At 71.4% G+C, this 17,121-nt stretch carries 16 protein-coding genes; 2 read left to right on the forward strand and 14 right to left on the reverse strand.

The features are described 5' to 3' along the window. Positions 1-101: 101 nt before the first annotated feature. From ACFWJW_RS16165 to ACFWJW_RS16200, 8 genes are all read right to left on the reverse strand, one after another. Positions 102-965, reverse strand: a complete 864-nt coding sequence (locus ACFWJW_RS16165) for a lysozyme (protein WP_387240659.1) — start codon at positions 963-965, stop codon at positions 102-104. A gap of 386 nt (positions 966-1,351) precedes the next feature. Further along, the gene (locus ACFWJW_RS16170) at positions 1,352-2,080 is read right to left on the reverse strand and encodes a transglycosylase SLT domain-containing protein (protein WP_387240662.1); all 729 of its coding nucleotides are present in this window, start codon (positions 2,078-2,080) and stop codon (positions 1,352-1,354) included. Between the two features lie 492 nt (positions 2,081-2,572). Beyond that, on the reverse strand, positions 2,573-3,421 hold the full coding sequence (locus ACFWJW_RS16175) for an SRPBCC family protein (RefSeq protein WP_387240665.1): 849 nt from the start codon (positions 3,419-3,421) through the stop codon (positions 2,573-2,575). After that, positions 3,418-3,762, reverse strand: coding sequence for an ArsR/SmtB family transcription factor (locus ACFWJW_RS16180; protein WP_387240668.1), 345 nt, complete (start codon positions 3,760-3,762; stop codon positions 3,418-3,420). Before ACFWJW_RS16180 ends, ACFWJW_RS16175 begins: the two co-directional genes overlap by 4 nt. 61 nt (positions 3,763-3,823) lie before the next feature. Further along, the gene (locus tag ACFWJW_RS16185) at positions 3,824-4,723 is read right to left on the reverse strand and encodes an alpha/beta fold hydrolase (protein ID WP_387240671.1); all 900 of its coding nucleotides are present in this window, start codon (positions 4,721-4,723) and stop codon (positions 3,824-3,826) included. Between the two features lie 67 nt (positions 4,724-4,790). Then, positions 4,791-6,029 carry a beta-ketoacyl-[acyl-carrier-protein] synthase family protein gene (locus ACFWJW_RS16190; protein WP_387240674.1) on the reverse strand — a complete coding sequence of 413 codons (1,239 nt, stop codon included), beginning with the start codon at positions 6,027-6,029 and terminating at the stop codon, positions 4,791-4,793. Continuing rightward, positions 6,026-6,259, reverse strand: a complete 234-nt coding sequence (locus ACFWJW_RS16195; RefSeq protein ID WP_387240677.1) for an acyl carrier protein — start codon at positions 6,257-6,259, stop codon at positions 6,026-6,028. The genes ACFWJW_RS16190 and ACFWJW_RS16195 overlap by 4 nt, the downstream gene beginning before the upstream one ends. A 271-nt stretch (positions 6,260-6,530) precedes the next feature. Continuing rightward, positions 6,531-6,992: a MarR family winged helix-turn-helix transcriptional regulator gene (locus ACFWJW_RS16200; RefSeq protein ID WP_387240680.1), complete on the reverse strand. Its 462-nt coding sequence runs from the start codon at positions 6,990-6,992 to the stop codon at positions 6,531-6,533. 128 nt (positions 6,993-7,120) lie between these two features. Here ACFWJW_RS16200 and ACFWJW_RS16205 point away from each other — a divergent pair, with 128 nt between their 5' ends. Further along, on the forward strand, positions 7,121-7,531 hold the full coding sequence (locus tag ACFWJW_RS16205; protein WP_387240683.1) for an organic hydroperoxide resistance protein: 411 nt from the start codon (positions 7,121-7,123) through the stop codon (positions 7,529-7,531). Between the two features lie 65 nt (positions 7,532-7,596). Here ACFWJW_RS16205 and ACFWJW_RS16210 read toward each other — a convergent pair whose 3' ends face one another. From ACFWJW_RS16210 to ACFWJW_RS16225, 4 genes are read right to left on the reverse strand one after another with little or no spacing between them, the layout of a single operon-like run. Next, on the reverse strand, positions 7,597-8,988 hold the full coding sequence (locus ACFWJW_RS16210) for a GH1 family beta-glucosidase (RefSeq protein ID WP_387240686.1): 1,392 nt from the start codon (positions 8,986-8,988) through the stop codon (positions 7,597-7,599). Beyond that, positions 8,985-9,878 (reverse strand): carbohydrate ABC transporter permease, encoded by an 894-nt coding sequence (locus tag ACFWJW_RS16215; RefSeq protein WP_387240689.1) that lies wholly within the window; start codon positions 9,876-9,878, stop codon positions 8,985-8,987. The genes ACFWJW_RS16210 and ACFWJW_RS16215 overlap by 4 nt, the downstream gene beginning before the upstream one ends. Beyond that, positions 9,871-10,794 carry a carbohydrate ABC transporter permease gene (locus ACFWJW_RS16220; protein WP_387240692.1) on the reverse strand — a complete coding sequence of 308 codons (924 nt, stop codon included), beginning with the start codon at positions 10,792-10,794 and terminating at the stop codon, positions 9,871-9,873. The genes ACFWJW_RS16215 and ACFWJW_RS16220 overlap by 8 nt, the downstream gene beginning before the upstream one ends. After that, positions 10,791-12,104: an ABC transporter substrate-binding protein gene (locus ACFWJW_RS16225; protein ID WP_387240695.1), complete on the reverse strand. Its 1,314-nt coding sequence runs from the start codon at positions 12,102-12,104 to the stop codon at positions 10,791-10,793. Before ACFWJW_RS16225 ends, ACFWJW_RS16220 begins: the two co-directional genes overlap by 4 nt. A gap of 153 nt (positions 12,105-12,257) precedes the next feature. Here ACFWJW_RS16225 and ACFWJW_RS16230 point away from each other — a divergent pair, with 153 nt between their 5' ends. After that, a complete protein-coding gene (locus tag ACFWJW_RS16230) occupies positions 12,258-13,592 on the forward strand; it encodes an ROK family protein (protein WP_387240698.1) in 1,335 nt (444 codons plus the stop codon). 135 nt (positions 13,593-13,727) lie between these two features. Here ACFWJW_RS16230 and ACFWJW_RS16235 read toward each other — a convergent pair whose 3' ends face one another. Beyond that, entirely contained in the window at positions 13,728-15,425 is a 1,698-nt protein-coding gene (locus tag ACFWJW_RS16235; RefSeq protein WP_387240701.1) for an amidohydrolase, read from the reverse strand. Between the two features lie 82 nt (positions 15,426-15,507). Then, positions 15,508-17,034, reverse strand: coding sequence for an APC family permease (locus ACFWJW_RS16240; protein WP_387240704.1), 1,527 nt, complete (start codon positions 17,032-17,034; stop codon positions 15,508-15,510). Positions 17,035-17,121 lie beyond the last annotated feature (87 nt).

The following is a 17,121-nucleotide window of genomic DNA, read 5'->3' on the forward strand; positions in this document are numbered from 1 at the left end:
GTCTTTGACAAACACGGGGGCCGGGCCGTCCCCCCCCCCCGCACACGGCCGGTCCCCGGCGCCGCGGTGGGCGCGCCGGGGACCGGCCGTGGCGTTGCGGGTCAGTTGCCGTCCGCGAGAACCCTCAGGCGGGTGTACGAGCCGTTGAAGCGGTTGCGGTCGCCGACGACATGGCCCGAGGAGGTGTGCTGCCAGATGCTGTGGAAGTGCCAGCCGGCCGGCAGCGCGCCCACGGACGAGCCGTAGCGCGGGATCCACAGCGGGTTCGTCCGGCCGAACTTCCCGGAGTTGCCGGTGCACTTCTTCCACCAGTTGGTGGAGGTGTAGATGACCGCGTGGCGGCCGGTCTCCTCCCGGTAGGTGCGCACGAAGTCGCGGATCCAGTTGACCATCGCCCGGTGGCTCTTGCCGTAACAGGTCGCGCCGTACGGGTTGTACTCCATGTCGAGCGCGCCGGGCAGCGTCCGGCCGTCCCGGGACCAGTCGCCGCCGTGGTCGACGAAGTACCGCGCCTGGGAGCCTCCGCTGGAGTGGTCGGGCAGCGCGAAGTGGTACGCGCCATGGATCATGCCGGAGTTGTACGAGCCCCTGTACTGATGCGTGAAGTACGGGTTCGTGTAGCTGGTTCCCTCGCTGGCCTTGACGTAGGCGAAACGCACCCCGGACCTGCGCAGCGAGGACCAGTGGACCTTCTTGTTGTGGCTGGAGACATCGACGCCGGACACACCTCTTCTGACCGAGGACCAGGCCCCGGAACCGCCGGCCGCCGCCCGGTCGCCGCCCTCGTGGGCCATGATCGTGGACCCCATCCAGTCCTGCTCGGGGTGGGCGGGTCTCTTCTCGGCGTCCGACGCCGTGGCGGAGCCGGGCAGCGCGAGGGGCAGAGCGAGCACGGAGAGGAGAGAAAGAGTTCCGGCCGCAAGAGGGACTGTACGGCGGGCCGGACCGGATCTGCGCAAGGGCATCGCATGCCTCCGAAAGCCTTCGGTTGAGTCAGGTTCGGCAGCTTTTGAGCAGAATCCTGCCGATAAGGGACATATACGCAGAACCGGCTGACTCTATGACCCAATGGCCCGTCAGTCCGCCGACCGGCCCTGCATCTCACCCGTCCGGCGGGCGGAAACGGTCCCTCACGCCCCCGTTCCGGGCCCCGGGGTGCAGGACAGAGCGAAGCGGGCCCCGGCACCGCCGGGACCCGCTCCACCGCGCAGCGGCGAACGCGCCATTCCGCCGCTTCGCAAGCTGCTCTATGCCGAGCCTGCCGGCTCGCTTGTGTGGTCCGTCATGTCCCTCGCCTCATCTGGCTCGGCCGGCCTGGGGTGCCGGGTGACGGCTCTTCCGCTCGGTCGGCTCAGTAGGCCGAGTTGACGTTGTCGATCGAGCCGTACCGGTCGGCCGCGTAGTTGGCCGCCGCGGTGATGTTGGCGATCGGGTCGGTGAGCTTATGGGGGGTGCCGGAGACGTGGTAGGCGTCGAAGGTCGGCTGGATCACCTGGAGCAGGCCCTTGGAGGGCACGCCGTTGATGGCGTTGATGTCCCAGTCGTTGACGGCGTTGGGGTCACCGGCGGACTCCCGCATGATGTTGCGGTGCAGGCCCTCGTAGGAGCCCGGTATCCCCTTGGCCTTCATGATGTCGAGCGACTCGCGGATCCAGCCGTCGAGGTTGTTCGCGTAGCGCTTCGGGGTCGCCTTCGGGGCCTTGGGAGCGGCCTTCGGGGCGGCCTTCGGGGCGGCCTTCGGCGCGACCAGGGCCTTGCGCTCGATGGAGCGGTTGGCGGCCTGGTCGGCGGCGTGGTGCGGCTTCTCGGCGGGGGCCACCTTGAGGCCGGCGGCGACGGAGGAGGCGACCGCACGGGCCTGCTTGCCGTCGTCGGCCCGGTCCTTCGCGGTGAGCGGCATGCCGTTGGCGCTGACCGGCTTGACCGCGGCCGGCGCGTGGGCGGCCGTGGTGGTCGCGGCATTGCCGGGCGCCGCGGTGAACGCCAGGGCGGCGGCGCAGCCCGCGGTGGCCACGAGTGCGGCCGAGACCTTGTGCGTACGGGTGAGGCGGACAGTGCGGGGCAGGGTGAACTGGGGCATGCGGAGGTGACCTCTTCCAGGGCTTGGTGGCGGGGGAAACGGCCTTCGGTTGGCGCGTGAGGACCGAGGGTCATTGCCGCGTTACGCCGCTCCGGCTGAGATCGCGGGCTCGTTCTCGGTGCTAACGGGAAACATGGTTAGCGCGAGCCCGGGATGGTGGCAAAGATGCCTTGTACTACCTATCTTCGTGAGATTGGGCGGAATGTCCGTTGTAAATGCCGCGAATCGCGGTAAGGGCGGGGTGGAGCCGCGACTAGGAATGCTCGTACGTGACGTACGTCGCGTGCCCGGCGTCACGCGGACCGGACGTCGCATTCCGCTTCACGGCACCGCGAAGTTGCCTGGCTCACACCGTGCGGGGGGTATTTCCGCGGCGGTGCCGGCGGGTCGGCAATGCGGGTCGGCAATGCCGAGGAGCGGCCCCATGCACGACGCCCCCTATGGAGTCCATAGGGGGCGCGAGTATGCGGTGGTAAAGGGCGAGGCGGGAATTCAGTCCGCCATCAGCTGCGCGGCGAGCTGCTCGATCCGTTCGTGCCAGGCGTCCAGCGCGGCGTCCGTGTCGAAGCCCTGCGGGCCGGTCTGGGTGAGGACGAGCCGGGGGCCATGGCCGGTGCCCCGGCCCAGCTCCCAGCGGACCGTGCCCTCCGGGTGCCAGCGGTACGTCAGCACCGCCGGGGCCGCGACCTCGGTGACGGGCCCGGCCGGCGCCTGCCGGCTGGTGAAGCCCGCCGGCGCGGGCGACCCCGCGGCGGGCTCGTCCCCCGAGGTCAGCGCGGCCCAGACGGTCTCGGTGGACCGTACGAGCTGACGCTCGAAACGGACCCGCGGCCCGTCCGCGGTGTCCTCGACCACCCCGCGCCCGAGGTCGAACTGCTCCAGATACGCCTCGTGCAGCTCGCCCGTGTCGCGCTCGACATGCGGCGAGTCACCGTCGAGCAGCTGGGACAGCGCGGTGAGGCACAGATGCCAGCCGGAGGCGAAGCTGGCGCCGCCGAACCGGTCGCCGAAGGTGTGCACCAGGACCAGCAGCGAGCCGTCGCCGTCCGGGGTGATCTCCCAGCGCAGATGGTCCTCGCCCCACGTGAAGGCGAACAGCCGGGGCTCCTCGGCGTCGGTGACCGTGCCGGTCGTGGCGATATCGCTCACCCCGGGCATGGTGAAGGTCATCGCGCCGCCGGGGCGGAGCTCCACGGCGACCTCGGAGGGGAACCACTGCCCGAGGTGCGCCGGGTCGGTGATCGCCGACCAGACCTTCGCGGGCGGATGGGCGAGTCTGCGCTCCATGCGCAGTGCAGTGTGGCCGTCGCCGGTGGTCAGGGTGTCGGAGTGCGGGTTCATCGGGGGTCGTCCTCCATGGCGTCGAGGTGCCGTTCCTGGGGGCACCTCCCAGCGTTGGCTGGGGGAGCGTCCAGGCGGCCGGTCCACAGATGCCGGTAGTGGGCGAGCCAGGCGTCCAGCTCCGCCAGGGGCTCGGGCCGGAGCTCGTACCAGCGGCGCTGGGCGTCCTGCCGGACCCGGACGAGCCCGGCCTCGCGCAGCACCCGGAGGTGCTTGGAGGTGCCGGGCTGGCTCAGCCCGAGCTGCTGCGTGAGCTCACCGACCAGCCGCGGGCGCTCCAGCAGCAGGTCGAGGATCTGGCGCCGGCTCGGCTCCGCGAGTACGTCGAACGGTAGGGGCATGGCACCAGCATGCCACTCGGGTTATATAGTCGCAAGGGAATGCTGTCGGGGTTCCCGCGGCTCACGCACAGGCCGCACCGGCCGGCGACGGCTCCTCGCGCACCGCCGGCGCCAGACAGGGCGCCGAGCTCAGCGGGCCGTCGGTGAAGAACCGGGCCGCCAAGTCCGCGACCTCCTGCGGGCGTTCGAGCACCACCCAGTGATCGGCATCGGGAATCATCAGAAAGCGGCTGTCCGAGATGGTGGCCGCGAAGTCCCGCTGGCGGGCCGGGGAGGTCACCGTGTCGTGCTCGCCGCTGAAGACCAGGGTGGGGACGTCGGACAGTCCGCCGGAGAAGTCCGGGCGGTCCGAGATCCCGCGGCGCAGCGAGTCGACCGCGTGCCGGGAGTTCCGGGCCGCGTGCAGCATCGAGCGCCGGACATAGCGGTAGGCCAGCTTCCGGCGGGCGACGTGCCGGCGGTCGTCGAGGCACATCAGACCCTGGGCGACCAGGGTGGCGAAGGCTTCGGTGTCGCCCTGCGCGAGATGGTCGGAAGCCCGCCGCCACAGCTCGACCTGGGCGTCGCTGATGTGTGCCGGCACCCCGCCGAGGGCGAGCCGTGCGATGCGCCCGGGGAACCGCCGGGCACACCCGTAGGCCAGCCCCGCCCCGTACGAGAACCCGAAGAGGTTGATCCGCGGGACCTCCAGATCGTCGATGATCCGCTCGATCGCCGCGCACACGACATCGATGCTCGGCCCCGGCGGCAGCGGATCCGCACTGCCCATGCCCGGCAGATCGGCGGTGACCACGTCCGCCACCGGCCCCACGTGATCCTCCATCTGCGGCCAGCCGTACATCCCCTGGAGGGCGCCGCCCAGCACCAGAACGGGCTCGGTGATCCGCTCCGGCTGGCGCAGCCGCCGGTAGGAGTAGGACACCCCGCGTACCGACAAAGAACGGATCATTTCCTCGGACATGGCAGATTCCTTCTCGGGGCACCGGCGGGAGGGGCGCGCGGCAAGGGCGGGCGGTGGCGGACAGGCCCTAGCGGGTCAGTACGAGCGCGGCGTTGTGCCCGCCGAAGCCGAGCGACGTCTTGACCGCGCAGTCGAACGCCGCCTGCCGGGCCTCCTTGCGGACGATGTCGATCGGGATCCGCGGATCCGGCACCTCGAGGTTGGCGGTCGGCGGCACCAGCTGCTGCTCCAGGGCGAGCACGGTGAGCGCGGTCTCGATCCCGCCGGCGGCGCCCAGCGCGTGCCCGGTCATCGCCTTGGTCGAGGTGACCAGCGGGTGATCCCCGAGGACCCGCCGCAGCACGGTGGCCTCGACCCGGTCGTTGACGACCGTCGAGGTGCCGTGCGCATTGACATGGCCGACGTCCCGGCCCTGCACCTGCGCGTCCGCCAGCGCGCTGCGCAGCGCCCGCTCGATGCCGTTGCCCTCGGGATCCGGGGCGACGGCGGCATAGGCATCGCTCGACGCGCCGTAGCCGCGGATGTGGGCCCGGACGGGCGCCCGGCGGGCGCTCGCGTGCTCGGGCCGTTCCAGTACGAGGAGCCCGGCACCCTCGCCGACCACGAAGCCGTCCCGGCCCGCGTCGAAGGGGCGGCAGGCCGTGGCCGGGTCGTCCCGGCGGGTGGAGACCGCCTTCATCTGGCAGGCGCTGGCGATCAGCAGCCGGGACAGCACCGACTCCGCGCCGCCGGCGATGGCGATGTCGCAGACCCCGGCGCGCAGCAGCTGGTGTGCGGTGCCCAGGGCGACGGTGCCGGAGGAGCAGGCCGTCGCCACGCCCATGCTGGGGCCCTGCGCGCCGAGGTCCATGCAGACGCTGCTCGCGGCACTGTTGACGACGGTCAGCGGGGCGAGTTTGGGGGAGACCCGGCGGGCGCCGCGCCCGGCCATCGCGACATGCTGCTGGTCGTAGAACGGCAGCCCGCCGTGCGCGGAGCCGATGACCACCGCCACCCGGCTGCTGTCCCAGGACTCCGGGTCCAGTCCGGCGTCGGCGACCGCCTCCCGGGCGGCGATCACCGCGAGCTGGGAGAAGCGGTCCATCAGCCGCTGGGTGGCCACGCCGAGCAGCTCGGTCGTGTCCAGATCCGCGATGGTGTACATGAAGTCGCAAGGCAGGTCGGCGAGTTCTTCCTGGTGGCTCACGCCGCCGGGCACGGCTTCCTGGGTGACGGTGTGCCAGGTGGCCTTCGCCCCCACGCCCGCCGCGGTCACCAGTCCCAGTCCTGTCACGGCCGCGGAGAACGGCTCCTGGCGGGCCGTCATGCCGGAACGTTGCCGTCGACGGCCGTCACCAGCTGGCCCACGGTGTTCCGCGGGGTCAGCGACACCTCGTCGAGGTCGATGTCCAGCCGCTCCTCGATGAGGACGCGGAGCTCCTCCAGGGCCAGGGAGTCCAGTCGCAGGCTGCGCAGCGGGGTCTCGTCGTTGATGTCGGCGGGGGAAACCCCGAATCGTTGGACCAGCAAGGTGTTGACAACTTCTGCCGCGTTCACGTGGCGCTCCTCCGCTTGTCGTAGGCGATGCTGCCAACCGCGTCGTGGGCGGGATATCACCGGCGGCTCCGGCTGGTTTGACCACCCTTTATACGCCTTTGTGCCGATGACTCCCCAACCTTGGTAGCTCAATGGGGTGATGAGCTGCCGGGGGTGGAGAACGTGGCCGCACCTCGCCTTGCGGACACCGCGGAAAGCACCTACGTACGTAACGCCGCGGACCGCCGAGAGGTACGGGGCGAAGGCCGGTGGACTCGGGGACCGCCCGGCGTCAGACCTCGTCGAGGGCGCTCGTCACCCGGCCCAACAGGCTCTGGAGCGTGCGCAGTTCCTCGATCGTGAGGCCGGTCGCGGCCAGCATCCGGCGGGGGACCGGCAGGGCCTGTTCGCGCAGCTCGTCGCCGGCCGGGGTGAGGTGGATGGTGACCGACCGCTCGTCCTCGGTGCTCCGCTCGCGGCGGACCAGGCCGGCCGACTCCAGCCGTTTGAGCAGCGGGGAGAGGGTTCCGGAGTCCAGCCGGAGCTGTTCGCCGATGGTTTTCACCGGCTGGGAGCCGTGCTCCCACAGAACCAGCATGACCAGGTACTGGGGGTAGGTCAGGCCCAGGCCCTTGAGGGCGTCCCGGTAGACGCCGCCGAAGGCGCGCGAGGCGGCGTGCAGGGAGAAGCAGACCTGGTGGTCGAGGCGGAGCAGTTCGGCGTCGGGTACCGGGGGCCTGGTCGCAGGGGTCATGGACCCAGGTTAGCTCGCCAGGTCATTTAGTTGCGCACAACTGAGTTGCGCACAATTTAGATGTGTGCGACTGTGAGGGACATCGGGCGGCCGGGGCACGGCCGCCGCGCTACCGAAGGGGAACCGTGATGGACGCGCTGTACACCGCTGTCGCCACCGCCAATGGCCGTGAGGGCCGGGCCGTCAGCTCCGACGGCCGGATCGACCTGGCCCTGGCCATGCCTCCCGAGCTCGGCGGCAACGGCGCCGGCACCAACCCGGAGCAGCTCTTCGCCGCCGGATACGCGGCCTGCTTCGCCAGCGCGATGGGCAATGTCGGCCGGCAGATGAAGATCGACACCAAGGACGTCTCGGTCACCGCCGAGGTCTCCATCGGCAAGGACGACACCGGCTTCGGCCTGGGCGTCGTCATGCGGGTGGAGCTGCCGGAGACCCTCGCGGGCGAGACCGGCCGGCAGTTGGTCGAGGCGACGCACCAGTACTGCCCGTACTCCAAGGCCACCCGCGGCAACATCGAGGTCGAGCTGGTCATCGAGTAGCGGCGGGCCGCCCGCCGGACCGGCCCCGGCGAGGTGCGGGGGCCGGCCCGCCGGACGCGGCAGGCTCAGGGCGCGTGCGGGGCGCCGCGGCGCGCATGGCCGCGGATCAGCCCGGCGTAGTGCCGGCCGCTGTCCTTGAGGGTGCGGACCTGGGTCGCACGGTCGACATGGAACAGGCCGAAGCGCTTGTCATAGCCATAGGCCCATTCGAAGTTGTCCATCAGTGACCAGGCGAAATACCCGGCGAGCGGGGCACCCTTACGGGCCGCGCGGGCGCAGGCCGCCACATGCCGGTGCAGGTAGTCGGTGCGCTCGGGATCGGCGACGGTGCCGTCGGGGCGGACCGTGTCCGGGTAGGCCGAGCCGTTCTCGGTGACATGGAGCGTGCGGGCCCCGTATTCGTGGGTCAGCCGCAGCAGCAGTGTCTCGATGCCGTCCGCGTCGATTTCCCAGTCCATGCCCGTACGGGGGACCTGCGGCCGGCGCACCGGGCGGGCGAACGGCGGCGGGCCGTCCGGATCGGTGGCGACCACGGCCGGGAAGTAGTAGTTCAGCCCCAGCCAGTCCAGCGGCTGGGCGAGGGTCTCCGGGTCACCGGCGCGCTCCGGCAGCGGCACGCCGTACACCTCGCGCATGTCCTCGGGGAAGCCGCGGCCGTGCACCGGGTCGAGCCACCAGCGGTTGGTGTGCCCGTCCATCCGCCGGGCCGCCGCGGCATCGGCCTCGGACCCGGTGGCGGGCTCGACGGTGCTGAGGTTGTTCACCAGGCCGACCCGGGCGTCCGGCGCCGCGGAGCGGATCGCCTGGACGGCCAGGCCGTGCCCGAGCAGCAGGTGGTACGAGGCGCGGACCGCCGCGGTGAGATCCGTGTGGCCGGGCGCCATCCGGCCTTCGAGATGGCCGATCCAGGCCGAGCACAGCGGCTCATTGAGCGTGGCCCAGTGGGAGACGCGGTCGCCGAGCTTCCCGGCGACCACGGCGGCGTACGCCGCGAAGTGCTCGGCGGTCTCCCGCACGGGCCAGCCGCCACGGTCCTGGAGGGCCTGCGGCAGATCCCAGTGGTAGAGGGTGACGAAGGGGGCGATGCCCGCTTCGAGGAGCCCGTCGACCAGCCGGTCGTAGAAGGCCAGGCCCGCGGCGTTGACCGGGCCGTCCCCGGCCGGCCGGATCCGCGGCCAGGCGATCGAGAACCGGTAGGCGCCGACGCCCAGTTGACGCATCAAGCCGATGTCCGCGCGCCAGCGGTGGTAGTGGTCGCAGGCCCGGTCCCCGGTGTCGCCGTTGTCGATCATCCCCGGGATGTGGGCGTAGGTGTCCCAGATGGACGGGCCGCGGCCGTCCTCGGCGACCGCTCCCTCGATCTGATAGGCCGACGTGGCCACGCCCCAGGTGAAGTCGTCCGGCAGGGCGGCGAAGTCGATCCGGTCGCTCACGGAGGTCCTTTCGGCAGGGGTCATTTGACGGCTCCGGCGGTGAGCCCGGCCACCAGATAGCGCTGGAGCAGCAGGAATCCGGCGACCACCGGGACGCTGACGACCAGGGAAGCGGCCATCACCTGGTTCCAGTAGACGTCGTTCTGGGTGGCGTAGCCCTGGAGGCCGACCGAGAGGGTGCGGGTGGTGTCGTTGGTCATGACGGACGCGAAGAGCACCTCCCCCCACGCGGTCATGAAGGCGTACACGGCGACCGCGATGATCCCCGGCAGCGCGGCCGGCACCACGACGCGGAAGAGCGCGCCGAGCGGACCGCAGCCGTCCACGTACGCGGCCTCGTCCAGCTCGCGCGGCACCGAGGCGAAGTAGCCGGTCAGCATCCAGATGGAGAACGGCAGGGAGAACGTCAGATAGGTCAGCACCAGCCCGCCGCGGGAGCCGTAGAGGGCGACACCGGTGGTGTTCCCGATGTTGACGTAGAGCAGGAAGAGCGGCAGCAGGAAGAGGATGCCCGGGAACATCTGCGTGGACAGGACCGTGACGGTGAAGATCCGCTTGCCGCGGAAGCGATAGCGGCTCACCGCGTAGGCGGCGAAGACCGCGACGAGCACCGAGCAGACGGTGGCCGAGCCCGCCACGATCAGCGAGTTGAGGAAGTACCGGGCCAGCGGCACCGTGTGCCAGATGTCGAGGTACGGACGGACGGTCAGCTCGCTCGGCAGCCAGCGGAAGGCGCCCGAGACGTCCTCCAGGGGCTTGAGCGAGCTGCTGAGCATCACGTACACGGGCAGCAGTACGAAGCCGGTCAGTGCGGTGAGGAAGATCCGCCGGGTCCAGAGGAAGCTGCGGGGCGGAGCGGTGGGGGAGCGCCGGCGGCCGCCGGGGCGCAGCGGGCGGGCGGCTGGGCTAGGCATCGGCGGATCTCCTTCCGCGCGAGGTGGCCAGGAGATAGCCGGCCGTCACCACCAGCAGGAAGAGCAGCAGCAGGACGGACATGGCCGAGCCGGTACCGAAGTTCCAGGTGACGAAGGAGGACTGGTAGATGTGGATGGAGAGCAGATCCGCGGCCTCCGGGGCGGCCTTGCCGAACAGCACATACGGCGTGTTGAAGTCGTTGAAGCTCCACAGGAAGAGCACCAGCAGCAGCACCTGGTTGATGGGCCGTAAGGACGGCAGGGTGATCCGCCGGATCTGCCGGAGGACGCCCGCGCCGTCGAGCGCCGCCGCCTCGTAGAGGTCCTTCGGGATGCTCTGGAGTGCGGCCATCACCACGAGGAACGCGAACGGCCAGGTCTTCCATACGGAGACCACCAGCAGCGCGACGAAGCTGTTGTCGCCGAGCAGCCAGAAGGGCCGGTCGCCGGTGAGCCCCAGTTGATCGTGCAGTACATGATTGACCAGGCCGTTGTCCCGCTGGAAGAGGAAGGCCCAGGTGATGACCGCGGCGTAGACCGGCAGCGCGTACGGCGTGAGGAAGACCGCCCGCAGCAGGCCGCGGCCCCGGAAGTGCTCCTGGAGGAAGATCGCGGCCGCGGTGCCGAGGAGCCAGCACAGGGCCACCGTCAGCACGCTGAACGCACAGGTGACGAGGAACGAGTGCAGCAGCGTGGCGCCGACCGGGGCGTCGAAGTCCACGGTGACGCGGTAGTTGCTCAGCGCCTTCCAGGGGGCCGCGCCCCAGTGGGCGATCTGGAGCTGGGTCAGTTCCTTGAAGCTCATCACGATGCCGATGACCATCGGGACGAGGTGGACCAGCAGCTCCAGCAGCAGCGCGGGGAGCAGCAGGAGATACGGCAGGCCGGCGCGGCGCAGCCGGGTGCGGCCCCTCATCGCGCCATCTGCTGCTGGGCCTTGGCCAGCCGCGACTTGACCGAGGCGGTGGTCACCGGGTGGCCGGCCGCCGCGTCGGCGAACAGGTCCTTGACGGCGGTGCCGACGGACGTCTCGAACTGGGACTCCTCGGCGATCTGGGGCAGCGGCGCGGCGCTCCTGGTGAGCGTTTCGCGCAGCACCTTGGTGTCCTTGCGGTCGAAGGCCGGGTCCCGCTGGGCGGCCTTGACGGGCGGGATGGAGCCATAGGTCTTGTTGAGCAGCCGCTGTTCGGCGTCGCTCGTCATGAACCGCACGAACTTCTGCGCGCCCCGGAGATTGCGGGTGTTCTTGAAGACGGCGATATTGATGCCCGCGAGCATGGAGTTGATCTGCCGGCCGGTGCCGGGCCTGCCGGACGGGACGGGGACCGGGGCGACACCCCAGTCGCCGGGCTTCATTCCGTCGGCGCTGAAGGTGGTGGCCGCCGCCTGCCACAGCACCATCGCGGTCCGGCCGGTGGCGAAGTCCCGGAGCGACTGGTTCTGTCCGTACTCCGCGTTGCCCGGGGCGATGATCTTGTCCTTGGCCATGAAGTCGATGTACTGCTTGACCGCCGCGACCGCGCCGTCCGAGGTGAAGGCGGGCCGGCCGGCGGCGTCGAAGAAGTCGGCGCCGTGCTGCTTGCCGAGGGCGAACGCCTGGTGGATGTTGTTGGTCAGCTGACCGCCCTCGGCGCCCAGCCCCCACTTGCCGTCCTTGGCGATCCGCTTGCCGTCCGCGACCAACTCGTCCCAGGTGGCCGGGGGTTTGCTGATCCCGGCCTCCTGGAACATCCGCTTGTTGTAGTAGAGCGCATAGGCCAGCGAATACAGCGGTACCGCGGCCGGGTCCTTCCCCGCCGCACCCGTCGCGTCCAGGGCCGGCGCCAGGAACCGGTCGCGTCCGCCGATCGCCGCGAAGTTCTTCCGGTCCCAGGGGAGCAGCGCACCGGTGGCCTGGAGCGAAGCGGACCAGGTGTTGCCGATGTTGAGCACATCGGGGCCCTGGCCCGACGTGGTGGCGGCCAGGATGCGGTTGAGCAGCTCGGGCCAGGGGATGACCTCCAGCTTGACCTTGATGCCGGTCCGCTGCTCGAACTTCTTCAGCTCGGGGCCGAGGATCTTCTTGTCCGCCTCGACGTTCGGCCCCTGGTTGGACGCCCAATACGTCAGCGTCCTGGGGGAGTCGTTGTTGCCACCGCCGCCGAAGCTCGACCCGCCACCGCAGCCCGCCACGGCGGCGAGTGCGGTAACGGTGGCGGTGACGGTCGCGGCTCGGAGTATGCGCATGACGGATACGCCTCTCTCTGAGGAGTCCGAAGGCCGGCCATGTTCCGTTCCTGAACAGCCTCATGGCTTAACTTAGGGTGTGAGTTAAAGCCCGGGGGAAGGGCGCGTCAAGAGAGCGAAAACCGGCAGCCGGCCGGCCGGGAGGGGAACCAGATGGCCGAACGCACCCAGCGCACCGTGCGTGACCTGCGCAGGGCCAATCGCACCGCGGTACTGCAACGGCTGTATGCCGACGGCCCGATGAGCCGGCAGGAACTCGGGCCCGCGACGGGCCTCAGTTCGGGCTCCGTCAGCAACGTGGTCGCCGAACTCACCGAGGACGGACTGCTGGAGGAAGCCGGCGTGGTCGGGTCCGACGGCGGCCGGCCGCGCACCCTGCTACGGGTCGCGCCGGGGAGCGGCTGTCTGATCGGGGTGGACGTGGGCGAGACCCGGGTCAGGGTCGAGCTCTTCGATCTCGCCATGGGGGAACTGGCCTGCGCACAGCTCCCGTTGCGGCACCACGGCTACGACGTTGACCTGGTCGTCCGCCATATCGCCGACGGCATCGCCACCGTGCTGCGGGACGGCGGCGCGTCCCCCGGCCGGCTGCTCGGGGTCGGCGTCGGCGTCCCCGGCATCCTCGACCGGAGCCGGCCCGGCGGCGCGGTCGTGCACGGCCAGACCATCGGATGGGACGCGGTCCCGCTGGAGGAGCTGCTGCACCGCAGCGTCGAACTCCCGCCCGGGGCGGGCTTCTTCCTCAGCAACGGCGCCAAGGCCCTCGGCCAGGCCGAGATGTGGTTCGGCGGCGGCCGCGGCGCCCGGAACGCGGCCATCGTGCTCTTCGGCTCCGGCGTCGGCGCCTGCCTCGTCACCGACGGTGTCATCGACGGCGGGGCACGCGACAGCGCCGGGGAGTGGGGACATCTGACGGTCAGCGTCCGTGGCCGGCGGTGCCGCTGCGGTGCCCGCGGCTGCCTGGAGGCGTACACCGGATCCGAGGCGCTGCTGGAGCGCTGGCAGGAGGCGGGCGGTCAACCACCCGCGGACGCCGACGAGGAGACGGCGCTCGCGGCCCTGGTCGCCGCCGCCCACCCACCGGAGGGCGGTCCGGCCGCCGACCCGGTCGCCCGCACCGTCCTGGACGAGACCGCGGAGTACCTCGGCGCGGGCATCTCCGACCTGATCAACCTCTTCAGCCCCGAACGGGTCCTCATCGGCGGCTGGGCCGGCCTCCAGCTCGGCCCGCACCTCCTCCCCGCCGTCCGCGCCCATGCCACCGCCTACGCGCTGGCGCACCCCGCCGGCCGGGTCACCATCGACCTCGGCACGCTCGGCCCCGACGCCGTCACGGTCGGCGCGGCGACCCTGCCACTGGCGGACTTCTTCGCCAACGGGGGCCGGCGGCGCGCCGTCCCGCCCCCCGAACCGGGGGAGCGGATGACGGTGCCCGGGTGGCGGACGGCACTGGAGGCACGGGCACGGGCACGGGCGGGGCGTGGCTGACGGGCATGGCGGCGCGGCGCCCTGATCCGTCCCCGAGCCTCCGGAAGGTTGGTTGGGGGACGGGCCAGGGCGCGGCCCTGCCGCACGGGCCGACGAGCGAGCCCGTTATCCGTCGCCCTCAGGCGTCACCCGCCCTCAGGCGTCATCCGCCGCGTACACCCGCTCACCCCCGACGAAGGTCTGAAGCACCCGGGCCGCGGCGATCTCCTCGTCGGCGCCGTCGAACGGGTCGCGGTCGAGCACCACCAGGTCGGCGAGCTTTCCGGGCTGGATGGTGCCGGTCTCGTCGAGGTGGTTGGCGTAGGCGCTGCCGGCCGTGTACGCGGCGAGCGCCGCACCCAGGTCGATGCGCTGCTCGGGCAGGAAGACCGGCGCCGGCGGCGGGTCCTCCGGCGCCCGGCGGTTGACCGCGACATGCAGCGCGGCGATCGGGTCGGGGGAGCTGACCGGCCAGTCGCTGCCCGCCGCCAGGGTGGCGCCGGAGCGCAGCAGATCACCGAACGGGTACTGCCAGGCGGCGCGCTCGGACCCCAGGAAGGGAATGGTCAGCTCGTCCATCTGCGGCTCATGGGCCGCCCACAGCGCCTGGATGTTCGCGGTCGCCCCGAGCCGGCGGAAGCGCGGAATGTCCTCGGGGTGCACGACCTGGAGGTGGGCCAGGTGCGGCCGGGTGTCGCGCATCCCGTTGGCCCGCCGGGCCGCCTCGACGGCGTCCAGCGCCTCGCGTACGGCCCGGTCGCCCAGGGCGTGGAAGTGCACCTGGAAGCCTTCCGCGTCCAGCTGGGTGACGTAGCTGCGCAGCGCCTCCGGGTCGATGAAGGAGATGCCGCTGTTGTCGGAGGCACAGCCGCATGCGGTGAGGTAGGGGGTGAGCATGGCGGCCGTGTGGTTCTCGGCGATGCCGTCCTGCATGATCTTGACGCTGGTCGCCCGCAGTCGCCCCGCCGTCAACTCGGCGCGCCGCGCGATGAGTTCGGGGATCTGCTCCGCCCCGCGGGCCCGGTCCCACCACAGCGCCCCGGTCACCCGCGCGGTCAGCTTCCCGTCCCGCCGGGCGGCCACATACGCGGGGGTGACGTCGGGCATCCCCGGGGCGTGGCCCAGCATCGCGTCCTGCCAGGCGGTCACTCCGTACCCGTGAAGGAGGCGCTGGGCCCGGAGCAGCCCCTCGGTCTGCTCGGCGACCGTCGGTTCCGGGATCAGGCCGGCCACCAGCTGCATGGCGCCTTCCTGGAGCATGCCGGTCGGCCGGCCGTCGGCGTCCCGCTCGATCCGCCCGTCGGCCGGGTCCGGCGTACGGTCGGTGAGTCCGGCCCGCTCCAGGGCACAGGAGTTGGCCCAGCCGCCGTGGTGGTCGCGGTTGACCAGGAACACCGGGCGGTCGGGGACCAGCGCGTCCAGGAACTCGCGGGTCGGTGTGCCGCCGGGGAACGCCTCCATGGACCAGCCGCCGCCGGTGATCCAGGCAACGTCCGGATGCGCCGCCGCGTACGCGCTGATCAGCTCGCGGTACGCGTCGGCCGTGACCGCCGCGCTCAGATCACACAGCGCCAACTCCCGCCCGCCGCCGACCGGATGGACATGCGCGTCCTGGAAACCGGGGATCAGCAGCTTGCCGTGCAGATCGACGATCTCCGTGGCGGGCCCGATCAGCGGGCGGACCTCCTCCTCGTGCCCGACGGCGAGGATGCGGTCGCCGCGCACCGCCACCGCGCTCGCCCGCGTGCGGGCGGAGTCGACGGTGTGCACGGGACCGGAGAGGAAGACGAGGTCCGCGGGGCCGCCGGGGGTGGCGGCGGGGGTGTCGGCGTCCGGGGTGGTGCTGAGGTCCATGGGGTGGTTGCTCCAGTGGTGTGGGGAGTGCGGTGGTGAATCGGGCTCGGTAGGTGGGATGAAGGGGTCGGCTCGGTCGTGGTCAGCCCTCCACGGGGGTCGGGAGCGGGCCGCCGTCCCCGTCCATCGGCAGGGTGATCGCATCGGCGTCCGTCCCCTGGCCGGTGCGGAAGTACGGTGCGCGGCGTACCCACTTGGCCCAGGCGGCGGTCGCCAGGCCGGCCAGGACGAACAGGGTGGGGAGCAGCAGCATGAACCAGCCGTTGTCCGGGCTCAGCTCGAAGTGGTCGCTCATGGTGGCGTAGTCCCAGACTAGGTAGAGGCCGAGCCCGAACAGCGTCAGCGCGCTCGCCGCCGGAACGACCACGTCCCGGAGCGCGCGCACGACCCCGGCGCGCAGGCTGTCCCGGAAGCGCACCGCACAGGCGAGCGCGGTGAGTCCGTAGTAGAGGGCCACGGTCAGACCGATGGAGTTGACGGCCGTGAGGATCATGTCGTTGAGCTTGGGGATGCCGACCGCGAGCACGGCGAGCAGTGCCGCGATGGCCATGATCAGCAGAGTGCCCACGGCGGGGGAGCCGTAGCGCGGGTGCACCCGCTGCCACACCGGGCCCAGCGTCCGGTCGCGGGCCATGGCCAGCGTGCCGCGGGCCGTGGGGATGACGCTCGACTGGAGCGAGGCGAAGGCGGAGCACATCAGGGCGGCCAGGGGCAGCGAGGCCCAGGGCTCCGGAGCCAGCGCGTCGCCGAGGAAGGTGAGCGCCTGCGGTCCGTTGTGCAGGAGTTCCCCGGTGCTCATCACCCGCTGGAACGCGAGCGCGCCGACCAGGAACAGACCCATCATCACCACCAGCGCGATCAGTCCGCCGCGGGCCGCGTCGGAGGAGTTGCGGGTCTCCTCGTTGACGCTGAACGCGGCGTCCCAGCCCCAGTAGAAGAACACCGCCAGCACCATCCCCTGGGCCACGGATTGCAGTGAGCCGATCTCGAAGGGGTTGATCCAGGACAGCGAGAACGGCTGGTCGCCGACGAAGAGCGCATAGCCGCAGAAGACCAGCAGAACCGCGTACTCGAAGATCAGCAGCCCCATCTGGAGCCGGGTCGCGGCCCGTACGCCCGTGATGGCGGTGATGGTGACGACGACCAGTGCGACCAGGCCCACGGCGGTGCTGACACCGGTCGAGGCCGGATCCAGCCGGAGCCCCCACACGCTGTACAGGCCCAGCTTGTTGAGGAACTGGAGCACGACGGAGCCGGTCACCGCCCCCGTGTACGCCATGAAGATCACATTGCCGACCAGCACCACCCAGCCGGTCAGGAATCCGGGCCAGGGGCCGATCGACCGGCCCACCCAGGTGTAGCCGCTGCCGCAGTTCGGCTCGCTGCGGTTGAGCCGGGCGTACGAGAGCGCGATGCCGAGGATGGGCACGAAGGCCAGCAGCAACAGGGCGGGGGTCTGCCGGCCGGCGTACGCGGCCAGGGTGCCCATGCCGATGCCGATGCTGGTGGTCGCGGCGGTGCTCGACGCGGCGATCGCCACCCCGTCCTTCACGCCCAGCGAACGGCTCATTCTCGGTGGGCCGGGGTCCTGCTGCACTGCGGAAGGCATGGCACTCACTCCTTGGACGGGCGGGCCGGGCCGGTCTCGGCCGGACCTGGGGGAACGGGGAGGTGCGGGCGGGGGGTGGCGGAGCAG

Origin of the sequence: Streptomyces sp. NPDC127097 (genome assembly GCF_042724075.1) — a bacterium.
Classification (GTDB): Bacteria; Actinomycetota; Actinomycetes; order Streptomycetales; family Streptomycetaceae; genus Streptomyces.